This is a genomic window from Microcystis sp. LE18-22.4A, from assembly GCF_027531105.1.
GTDB classification, from domain to species: Bacteria; Cyanobacteriota; Cyanobacteriia; order Cyanobacteriales; family Microcystaceae; genus Microcystis; species Microcystis aeruginosa.
Genome location: NZ_JAPZRB010000516.1, coordinates 1 through 11,784, shown reverse-complemented (window position 1 = coordinate 11,784; position 11,784 = coordinate 1). Strand labels below are relative to the sequence as shown.

Annotated in this window: 5 protein-coding genes and 1 pseudogene; 1 reads left to right on the top strand and 5 read right to left on the bottom strand. The window is 44.2% G+C overall.

Annotated elements, in window-relative coordinates; all coding sequences use genetic code 11:
* Nucleotides 1–447: 447 nt before the first annotated feature.
* Nucleotides 448–3,912 (bottom strand): type ISP restriction/modification enzyme, encoded by a 3,465-nt coding sequence (locus O9295_RS22085; protein WP_288035393.1) that lies wholly within the window; start codon nt 3,910–3,912, stop codon nt 448–450.
* A 314-nt stretch (nt 3,913–4,226) separates the two neighbouring features.
* Between O9295_RS22085 and O9295_RS22080 the strand changes: the two genes are divergently transcribed.
* A complete protein-coding gene (locus tag O9295_RS22080; RefSeq protein WP_287168703.1) occupies nt 4,227–4,655 on the top strand; it encodes a QcrA and Rieske domain-containing protein in 429 nt (142 codons plus the stop codon).
* A gap of 59 nt (nt 4,656–4,714) precedes the next feature.
* Here O9295_RS22080 and O9295_RS22075 read toward each other — a convergent pair whose 3' ends face one another.
* From O9295_RS22075 to O9295_RS22060, 4 genes and pseudogenes are all read right to left on the bottom strand, one after another.
* A complete protein-coding gene (locus O9295_RS22075) occupies nt 4,715–5,047 on the bottom strand; it encodes a type II toxin-antitoxin system Phd/YefM family antitoxin (RefSeq protein ID WP_288035390.1) in 333 nt (110 codons plus the stop codon).
* Nucleotides 5,048–5,115: 68 nt separating this feature from the next.
* On the bottom strand, nt 5,116–9,720 hold the full coding sequence (gene gltB / locus O9295_RS22070) for a glutamate synthase large subunit (RefSeq protein ID WP_288035385.1): 4,605 nt from the start codon (nt 9,718–9,720) through the stop codon (nt 5,116–5,118).
* Nucleotides 9,721–10,026: 306 nt separating this feature from the next.
* On the bottom strand, nt 10,027–10,914 hold the full coding sequence (locus O9295_RS22065; RefSeq protein WP_288035383.1) for a succinate--CoA ligase subunit alpha: 888 nt from the start codon (nt 10,912–10,914) through the stop codon (nt 10,027–10,029).
* 309 nt (nt 10,915–11,223) lie between these two features.
* Nucleotides 11,224–11,528 (bottom strand): annotated as a pseudogene (locus O9295_RS22060) (transposase); the annotation flags it as partial.
* Nucleotides 11,529–11,784 lie beyond the last annotated feature (256 nt).

The window sequence follows — 11,784 nt, the reverse complement described above, 5'->3', positions numbered from 1 at the left end:
GTGGTCAACTACCTAATTTTCAGGGAAAAAGTACCTGAATTTTCCCCCGATCCCCGCAATGGCTGGCACTTTTTGAGGGGAAAAAAGTCCAAAAGTCTTATCCAACAAGGTTTTTAGATTTATTCAGCAGACCCTAATTAGAGGCATAGAAAAAATCTCAGAAATATTTTTCTATAATATAACAGTTTTGATGGCAATCACAGATATTCTTTGGCTTCAGAAGGCTTCAATCATCCAATCCTTGAGGAATTATGAATTATGAATTGGGGAGTGGGAAGTGGGAAAAAAACTGAATGTCATACTAAATCATGTTATTAAAAACTGATTATTTATTTCCCCTTTTGCCTCTTGCATGAGTGCCTCGTCTCATAACTAGCCTGTACTCAACGGATTTAGTATCAGCATTCATCCCATCGCTAAAAGCGAGGGAATTCTGCTCACACTAAGTTAAAAAGAATACACGGCTGTTTTGATATTTTGGTAGTTATCATCTAGGTCTGATTCTAGGAGAATAATCGCAGTAATTCTCCTAGTCATCTCGCTTACTTCCTGCACTTCTGGGATAGTTAATCCCCGTCCTAATAATTTTTCCTCGCGATAACTTAGCCATTTTTTAATGACTTGATAACCCCCGATAGTATATTCCCAAACCCGGGCCGGTATATTTTGCCAATAGGCTCGATCATTGAGATAAATATCATAGGTGGTCGTTCCTAATAATTTTCGCATTTCTGGGCTAATTACGCTCATTTCTGCGGTTGTATATTGTCTGGCGATCGCTTTTCCTTTACCCGGCATTGTCACACCATTTTTACCCCCATGTCCCCAACCGACGTTAATAATTAAATCCCCCTTATCTGGGTTTAAATTTCCCCCATCAGTGCAGGAAATCAAGGCGATTTTTTGCAGTGCAGGGGTCGGTTTTTTGGTGACTCCTATAACGGGGTTTTCTGTGTCTAAAAGAGAGGCGATCGCTTGTCCTAGTTCGGCAGATTTAATTAATAATTCTTGGCTATTAGGAAGGGGAATTCTTGGGAAGTCTTGACGAATACCGTCGGCATTTTCCCGAAGATATAAGGGAGAGTACCCAATCGCTAATGTGTGCAGCCAAATTAAGGAAGCATTCTCGATATTTTCATCAAGATTATTAATACCCAGTTGATTTAAGTATTGACGAGATTTTTCTGAAAGATTGGCTTTTATTGAAGGACTATTAAAGTTACTGGAATCGAATAATTTTCCTTGAGTATTATCTTCTGTATTCACCTTCTCTGAATTTTGACGTAATCGTATAGGAAAGTGATAAGCATGACCTCTAATAAAGTCAAAGTCTCCTAAACAGTTAGTAAAATAAAATGGTATTCCTTCGGGAGAGGCAACACCAGCAGGACGACTGACTAAAAAGGAATTACCTTGAAATTGATGAATAAATAGCGAAGGTCTAGACTCATTCCAAAGCGGTCTAATTTGAGTATAATAACACCATTTAACCTCATAGGGTCTGAGCAGATAAGGTAACAGCATTTGAGGATTAAATTTTTTGCGTAACTTTAAGACTTTATCTCTGGCTTTTTTGGCATCAAATCGAGCTGCATTTTTAGTTAAACCTGTATTAAGTGATGCTAATTCTTCCCATGAAACATTTTGATCAAAGTATTTACTTATTCTTTCCGAAAGAATAGTTTTATCACTATCAATAAAACTATAGCCTCGATTCTCTTTATAACCTGTAATTGGAGCTTCATCAGATAAATCTGTTAACTTTGGCCATGCTAAATAGTGAGAGGAAACATCGGAGGGACGGAAAGAATAACGATTAGATTGTTCTGGGTTAGAGACTTGATAAAAAGCATCAAAATCTTGATTATTTAAACTATCTAATAACTGTTCTCGTTTAGCAACTCCCCAGAAATGGCGAAAATAGACATCAACATTTTTATTCCTTACTTCCTTTCTTACCATTAATCCGATAGTTGTCCCGACTCGAATTCCTTCCTTATTGTATTGAGTAGAAAAAACACTAGGATCGGGATTACCTTCAGGGGTTAACTTTCCTGTTTCGCGACTATCACCATTGAGACAATCAAACCAAAGACGATCAAATTCTTGTAAAAATCTTTGCCGCATCACCACAAAAGAAGGATCACCGAGATAGGAAAAATTAGAAATATAACAAACAACCCCTTTACCAGTATTTTCTGAAATACATCTTTCTGCTAAACGAAAAAAGCGCACATATAACTCATCCAAATTAAACTTTTTAATCCCCCAATCGGAGATTAAACCCTGTTTATACACTTCCACTAAACCTGCTTCTTCTGCGGGACTGGTTCCAGCAAAAGCATTGTAGGGAGGATTACCGAGAATAACTAAAATCGGTTTACCGCGCTTAACTTCATCGGCTGCCTCTCGTTCCTTATTTAACTCCGGAAAACTTAATTGTAGCTGTTGAATTTTCTGTTTACTTTCCTCATCGGGAGGTTGCCAACCAGTTAAAGCATTAGTCAGATAAATCCCCACCCGTTCACTATCTTCTATTAAAGGTACACCCAAACTTTGCAGGAATAAACCTAATTGTAGATGAGCGACGACAAAAGGAGCGGTTAAAATCTCGAAACCGAAAATTCTTTCTATGGCTGCTTTTTTCACCAAAGCCATGGCTAAAGCACCCGCCCCATTTTCCTGTAAAGTATCGGTAATATAGCGCAAAACCTCGACTAAATAAGCACCAGTTCCACAGCAAGGATCGAGAATATAAACATCGGGATTAGCTAAACCGTCCTCAATATTTAATTCTTCTCGTAAAACTCGATCGACTCGCGCTACCATATAGCGAACAATTTCCGGAGGAGTGTACCAAACTCCCAATTCTTTGCGTAAATCAGGATCAAAAGCTTGCAGAAATGGTTCATAGAAATACTGTACCGCTTGTCCCTCATCGAATTGACGAAAAAATTCCTCCCGTCGCACTCGATTTAAAGCTGCACCGGTCCAATTCAAAACTTCTACTAATCCCAAAGATTTTAACTTACTCGGTGCGGCGATCTGCTCGAATAGGATCGCTAACATGGGAACATGGAGATGGTGGGCTGCGGATTTCCAATCGAACTTATCCTCTTTATCCTCGCGATTGAGGTTTTGCTTGTGCCATAATACCCAAGCGGAGAATAAACCATAAAAGAGGGTTTGCACGAGGGTAGAACGAAAAAATTTATTCCCCTGTTCCCGTTCAAATTTGATACCGAGGGCATTTTCTAAAGCTTGACGAATATTGGCCAGAGCGGGAAGATCGGAATGATGTTCTAAGCGTGCTTTTGCGTCCCGCGCATAGGAAGCAAGAAACCAAGCAACATCGGCCGGTGAGGTGATAGGAGCCGCCTGTAAAAGCACTCTCTTTAGGTATTCTAAGAGGCTATCACCGTGTTCGGCGGCAAATTTGGATGGATTTGAGGTTTTTAGCCAAAACTCGGCTTCTGACGGGGCTAAACTATAGGCTTCTAATTCTACCGGTTGACCTTGGCTATTGCGACCGATGAGCAGAAAATCGCGATAATTGGTGACTAATACTTGACCGTATTTTTGCCAGTATTTTTGTACTTGCTCGCTGGCGGCGATTTTTTTGACATCTTCTTTGGTTCCCTTAATCTCGATCGCGCCTCTTTCGGGAAAAATCGCCGTAAAAGGTTCTAATTCTTGATTTTTGGGGAATTGATCGACGTTAAAAAGTCCCCCGTCCGGCAATCCCGCACCCTGATTTCTGAGGTTGATAATGCAGCGGACTCGCGGTTTTAGGGTTTTACCGATTTCGTTAAGGAGAGTTTCAAGAGTGCCGTAGTAGGAGGTTTCTTTTACGGCTGCTTGGGAGGAGTGGATTTCGTGCAGGTTGCGAAAATAATTGACGAGGGGATTCATTAGGAGTGTTGTAAAAATCAAAAATTGTTGTTAGGGTTAGGAGTCAGGAGTCGGTCGTCAGGAGTCAGCAGAATTAAGAATGAATAATAATTAACTAAATAGTCTATTTACATATTTTATGCCATTTAATCCTTATTTTTGCCATTTTTGAACCCTCAAAAATTAATGATCGGTCGCAACTAGCTTCTGAAGCCTAATCCTGGTCAGGCGTTTGCTTACGGGCCCTCTCTACTCGCACTTAGAAATTAATTGAATGGAAAGAGCTTCTACGGTACAGTGAAAGTTAACGTTACTGTTGGAAAAAACCTAATCCCATGAATCGTCGTGAATTTGTTGCCCTCGTTGGTGTTGGCGGAGCCATGGCCTGCGCCCCAGAAATCCTAGGGACGGCTACCGACCAAGAGATGACCCCGGCCCAAGCGGCGGATGGCTTTGTGAAAGTGACGGGCATTACCCTCAAAGAATTAGAAGCCAAAGGCAGTTTTCTGGATAAAAAATCCCCGGTCGGCTCCTTGCTCCTAATCTGGGAGAAAAAGGCGAAAAAGATCAGTGCAGTAAACCCGACTTGTACCCATGAAGGCTGTACGGTGAAATGGAATACTGGCGCACAGATTTTAGCTTGTCCCTGCCATCCGGGAAAATTTACCGCCACTGGGGTCGTCACGAATAAACCCCCAAAAGGCAATCTAACCACCTATCAAGTCAAGGTCGAAAAAGACGTTATTTTCGTGAAAAAAGCTTAACGGGGTTGACGGAATACTGGATTAGGCATAATTGAGGAAAAACTCGCACAATTTCGGTTTCAGACCTCTGCGGCTTTTTCTTGCTCAATCTCGGTCTCCAATTCTTGACGTAATTCTTCTAGAGAAGTGGTGGCAGCTGTCTGAGATAATCTTTCTTGTGACCAATTTAAGGACTGAAAAAGTCGTTGAGCGTTAGCTGGAGAGCGCAAAAGATAAACTTCTTCTAATAAAGTGGATAATTCGTCAGCAGCAATCAAGGCCACATCATGATGACCCTGACGTTGGACAATAACGATCGAGTTTCCCAGTTCTACTTGTTCTAAAACCTGAAGAAAATGTTCTTGTGCTTGGGTATAGCTAGTATAGGTGGTGGGGATGGGCAGCATAGCCATTAATCAACTCCGCAGTCAAAAAATTAATCAATGGGTGCGTTAACCAAGAGTAACGCACCCCAAAGAAATTACACCGAAGTTAAGGTTTTCTCCGCGCTAATTTGCGCTTCGGGACTATCCGCTTCCGAGGGAGGGACCACTTGCCAGAATTGACCGAGATAGCTATCCCAATTAGCTAAAATTAACTTACCTTTGGGGCTATTAGTGCGTTCTACATGGGCCTCAATTAAAGATTTTAACTGTTCCGCACCGGCAGCCGTGCCAACCCGTTGAATCTTGACAATTTCGGGGTTGAGTTTCTCCGGTAGGGACGGATCAAGGATATAAGCTAATCCCCCCGTCATCCCGGCGCCGACGTTGCGACCGACGGAACCAAGCACGACAATTACCCCACCGGTCATATATTCACAGAGGTGATCCCCGGCCCCTTCGATAACTGCTTTCGCAGTGGAATTGCGGACAGCAAAACGTTCACCAGCGCGACCATTAGCGTATAACACCCCACCGGTGGCCCCGTAGAGACAGGTATTACCGATGATAGCGTTATCTTCGGGCTGATAATTGGCGTTTTGGGGCGGTAAGATGACAATTTCGCCGCCGTAGATGCCTTTACCCACATAATCGTTAGCTTCTCCCTCTAAATGGAGATTGACACCGGGTAAATTAAATGCTCCGAAACTTTGACCAGCTGCGCCCTGGAAATTGAGCTTAATTTCGCCTTCAAAGCCATCATTACCGTATTTTTGGGCAATTACCCCCGCAATTCTCGCCCCGACAGAGCGATCGGTATTGACAATCCTGTAGGTTTTGCTGACGGTTCCCTGTTGCTCGATCGCCTGTTTAATCTCGCTATCGGCTAGAATTTCCTCATCGAGGACAGCACCGTTACTATGTACTTCCTCGTGCTGCAACCAAGAGCGATCGCTACGGCCATCGGGTAAATTCAACAAACAATCGAGATTGAGGGATTCTGTCTTAGTTAAACGAGCATCGGAGCGCACTTTTAACAGATCTGCCCGGCCAATCACCTCATTTAAACTGTGATAGCCTAATTTCGCCAATAATTGCCGCGTTTCCTCAGCCACCAAAGTAAAGAAATTGACCACATGAGCGGGAATTCCAGGAAAACGAGCTCGCAGACGTTCCTGCTGGGTAGCGACTCCCACAGGGCAATTATTCGTGTGACAGACGCGGGCCATGATACACCCCTCGGCAATCATGGAAATGGAACCAAAACCGAATTCCTCCGCACCCATGAGAGCAGCCATGAGGATATCCCAACCGGTTTTTAGTCCTCCATCTGCGCGCAAAATCACCCGATGACGCAGTTGATTTTCCATTAACATCCGATGCACTTCCGTCACTCCCAATTCCCAGGGACTACCCGCGTGTTTGATCGAACTTAGGGGTGATGCACCTGTACCACCATCGTGACCGGAAATCTGGATAATATCAGCGTTAGCTTTGGCAACTCCGGCCGCAATTGTACCGATACCGATCTCGGCCACTAATTTGACGGAAACTTTGGCCCGGGGGTTAATTTGGTGTAAATCGTAGATTAATTGTGCTAAATCTTCGATCGAGTAGATATCGTGGTGAGGAGGGGGAGAAATCAAAGTTACTCCCGGTTTCGATCGCCGTAACATGGCAATATAGGAACTGACTTTTTTCCCGGGTAATTGACCTCCTTCTCCCGGTTTTGCTCCCTGGGCCATTTTAATCTCTAGCTGTTTTCCACTCATTAAGTATTCGGGAGTGACTCCAAAACGGCCCGAAGCTATCTGTTTAATGGCAGAATTAGCCGTATCACCGTTTTTTAAGCCGTTTAGATGGGGCATAGTCACGGAATGTCCTTCTGCATCCACATCGCTTAAGCTGGTGTAACGGATCGGATCTTCTCCCCCTTCTCCGGAATTGGACTTACCTCCGATGCGATTCATGGCGATCGCTAGGGTTTCGTGTGCTTCCCGGCCCAAGGCACCGAGGGACATTCCCCCTGTGCAGAAGCGTTGCAGGATACTTTCGATCGATTCTACTTCTTCGATGGCAATTGAGGCTCGATCGCTGTTAAATTCTAATAGATCCCGTAAAGCGGTGACAGGTCTTTGCTGCAAGATTTGACGATAGGTTTCGTAATGGTCATATCCTTGACCTTGGGAGTGAGCGGCCACGGCTTTATGGAGTGCTTTCGCCATTTCCGGGGAATTCATGTGGTATTCTCCCCCCGGACGGTAGTTGACAAAACCGTAGTTTTCTAGTTTTTTAGCGGTAAGATTGGGGAAAGCTTTACTGTGGAATGCGATCGCTTCTTGGGCCACCTCAGCAATGCTTAAACCCCCGACGCGACTGGTAGTACCGTTAAAAGCTAGTTTAACTAAATCTGCCGATAATCCGATCGCCTCAAAAATTTGCGCCCCATGGTAGGAAGATAGGAGAGAAATACCCATTTTCGAGAGGATTTTCAGTAATCCCGCTTCTACGGATTTGCGGTAATTAATTAGGGCTTTTTCGAGGCTAATAGCTTCTAATTTGCCATTTTCCATCAATTTCTGAGTTTTTGGCTCGATCCACCACTGGGCGATCGTTTCTAACGCAAGATAGGGACAGACTGCGGAAGCGCCATAACCAATTAGACAAGCGAAGTGATGGGTACTCCAACATTGGGCCGTGTCGATCACGATCGAAGCTTTTAAACGCAAGTGTGAGCGAATCAGGTGATGATGGACGGCACCAACAGCTAATAAAGGGGGAATATAGCTAGTTTTTTCGTCAATAGGAGCAGTCCTGTCACTGAGAATTAAAATTTCCGCTCCCGATGCTACTTTCTTGGCGGCCTCAGCGCACAAATGAGCGATCGCTGTTTCTAATCCCCGGGGGCCGGTGGTCAGATCATAAAGGGTAGAAAGTTCGGCTGTTTTGTAGCTAGAGGTTTTAACTTTGGCTAATTCCGCATTATTGAGCAGGGGAGAGTCTAATTTCAGTAAATGTGCGTCATCAACCCCTAATTTAAGTATATTGCCCCGTCGTCCCAGATACATAGTCAAGGACATGACTAAACTTTCCCGTAAGGGATCGATGGGGGGGTTAGTAACTTGGGCAAAACGTTGTTTAAAGTAATCGTAGAGAAGATGGGGTTTACTGGAGAGGACCGCTAGGGGAGTGTCATCACCCATACAGAAAGTCGGTTCTTTTCCCTGTTCTGCCATGGGAACGATAATCATATCCACATCTTCGGCAGTATAACCGAAAGCGGTTTGCCTGGGAAGGAGATGACTAGGAGCGGGAATGTCTATCGCTGTTTCTTTGTCAATCAAGGTGCGTTGGGATTTCACCCATTCACCGTAGGGATTAGAGCGGGCAATTTCCTGTTTAATCGGCCAATTACGCTTAATTTCGCCTTTTTCCAGAGCCACCGCGAGCATTTGACCGGGGCCGAGACGACCTTTTTCGATAATGGTGGTTTCATCGAGGGGAATAGTTCCCGCTTCCGAGGAAACGACGATATAACCGTTGTTAGTAATGCTATAACAGGCCGGTCGCAAACCGTTGCGATCTAAACAAGCGCCGACGATTCCCCCGTCACTGAATACCAGTAAAGCCGGACCGTCCCAGGGTTCCTGTAAACCGCTATAGTATTCGTAGAAGTCGATAATTTCGGGATAATCCTGTAAATCCGGCTGATTATTGTAGGCCTCCGGCACTAGGATCATAGCTGCTTCTAGGGGACTGCGACCGGTTCTCACCAATAATTCTAGGGCGCTATCGAGGTTATAGGAGTCGCTGTTAGCGGGGTTAACAATGGGAGTCAGGGATTGTAATTCTTCGTGGGTCCAACCTTCCGTTTCTAAAGCGGGTTCCCGGGCCGACATCCAGTTAATATTGCCCAAAAGGGTGTTAATTTCGCCGTTATGACCCAATAAGCGCATCGGTTGAGCGAGGGGCCATTTTGGTTGGGTATTGGTGCTAAAACGTCGGTGATAAATAGCGAATTGACTGCTATAGGCGGGATTTTGCAGGTCTAGATAGAATTCTCGCAGGATTTCGCCCCGTACCATGCCTTTATAGACAATGGTGCGACAGGAAAAGGAACAGAAATAGAAATCATCGGCCAGTTGCTTACCGACTTCAGAACGGGCAATATAGAGTAGGCGATCGAATTGAGAACCGGCTAAATCGGGGGAAGTAACCAGAATTTGCTCGACGTAGGGTTGATTTTCCCTTGCTTGTCTTCCGAGGACTTCGGGACGGACGGGAACAGCGCGCCAACCTAAAATCTTAATATTATATTTATTGACAATTTCTTCGATGTGTGCTTTAGCGTCGGCGCGTTCTTGGGCCGCTTGGGGAAGAAAGACCATACCCACTCCTAGTCGCTCAGATTCCGGCATATTTAAGCCATTTTCGGCGAACCAAGGAGCGAGGACATCTCTGGGGATAGCGGTCATCATACCGGAACCGTCCCCGGAATCCTGATCGGCGCTGCAGCCTCCCCGGTGTTCCAAACAACCTAAGGCTAAAAGGGCCTGTTCAATCAGTTGATGGCTGCCAGAACCGCGCACATCGGCAATAAAACCGACTCCGCAAGCGTCCCGTTCCTCTACGAGCCATCGGGGACCCCAATAGGGATCGATTTGGTGTATATTGTCGGTTTTTAGGTTATTTTGTTGCGCCATAGAAGTTATCCTTAGGGTCGTTGTCTAGAAGGGTGGGATAGTTGGTCTGCTGAAAGGGTCAATCTAGAATAGAATTTTTTTTGATCTTGCCGTTTCGATTGTCGCTGATTTTTCCTAATTTTTGCCTGTTGCCATCTTTATCTTGGCCGGTCTGAGGAATCACAGGTGATCTACCATGATATAGTAGCTCTTAGGAATTGTCATCGACAATCCCCTAGGCAGGATGGGGGTGAAACATCCTGTTAGGTGCTTATTTTCGCAGAATATTGTCTGATTATAAATATTATTGGAGCAATGGGGTCAAATTCAGGACAAGACTTTAGCTAAAGAGGCAGGTAAATCGGCTAATTTTTCTACCACTGTCACCCCAGCTTCTTGAAAATGACGTAAGCTATCTTTTCTGGTATTCTTAGCGGCAACAGAGTAGGAAAGTTGGTTAGAAATAATTGTTTCTGTATCGCCGAAATTGGTTTCAATCGCTGCATTTAACCCCACAAGATAGGCAATCACTGGTTTTTCGATCGCCGAGGCAATATATTTGGCTGCCTCGATTTCGGCCTTTCCCCCCACCTGACTGACGAGGAGAATTGCCTCGGTATTTTCATCTTCCTCAAAAACCTGCAACCATTGGGACAAATTGGAGCCAATAATGCCGTCAGTACCCAAATTTACCGCCATAGATTCACCATACCCCGCTGCTGTTAAAGTTTTCGCCACTTCATCCCCTATGCGATCGCCGCGGGTGATCAGACCGATTGTCCCCGATTGATAAAAATTCGGTTCACAAATACCCAACCAAAGATAATTGGGAATAATCACACCCTGGCTGCCGGGGCCGAGAATTAATGTCCCGGTGGTACTAGCTATCTTTAATAATTCCACCAGATCCAAGGGGGGAACTCCGGGGGTGACGATAATTAATTGGGGAATTGCTGCTGCGATCGCTTCTAAGGCCGCATCTAGGACTTGATTGGGGGGGACTAAAATTAAACTGGTTTGGATTTCTCCGGCTTCAGCAACGGCCTCGGCCACTAGATCAAACACTGGTATCTCTGCGATTATCTCACCACCGTGGCCACTAGCCACCCCCGCTACTAAACAGGTTCCCTGAGCTTTCAATCGTGCCGCATAATATTTGCCTAGGGGTCGATCGATCCCTTGCATAATTATCTGATCTTTATCTGTCCATTTCATATATTAAGTGTTGGGAGTTGTTTCAGTAAACAGTAAACAGTAATCAGTAAACAGTAAACAGTAATCAGTGAGACACTGTTGATGGGAGTTTTTTTCAGTGGTCAGTAAACAGTAAACAGTAATCAGGTTCTGAAGGCAAGAGTCACTCATGCAAGAGGCAAAAGAAAGAATCTGGCAATTCTCTCACCTAAAAAGAAGGTGAGAAACTAGGCACATCAAAGCTTTTAGCTTAACCAATTAGGTTTTAGATTCGGCCCTTGTGAACTGAAAACTCACATCTGATTACTGATGACTGATAACTGATATACTTTAGTCGTTCATAATCTGAGATTTATTAAACTTCTGAAATCCTAGAGTGAGCAAGGAATCCAGTTCTTTTTTATGTTTCAGATAGGCATCATTCAGACATTCATAAATAGCTGAAGAAAAGTCGGAAAAGTTTTCATAATATTTACCATACAAACATTTCTTTTTGACAAATTTCCCCAGGCTTTCAATTAAATTTATATTAGGCTATAAGACGGCAGATAGAGTAATTCTATTGACAAAGAAAGAGCCAATTATTCAACAATTTTACATTTTTGATAGCGGGCATTATCTAATACTAGAGTGATTTGAGGAAAAAATGCAAGTTATAGCCGTGCAAAGTATAGCTCAAGAGAGCATAGGCTACGATCGCAATCACAATATTAACATCAAATATGTTTGCTCCACCAGATGAAGCAGGGCTATTGACATCCTCGCCGCCCTAAAAGTGCGGCGATTCCTAAACCTCACGATTTAAGTTTCTGCTTCCACCACCGTCGCATACCACAGTTAAAAAACCATGTACTGTCTTACACAGAGTCCACAGACTTTCGCCCCATTTCA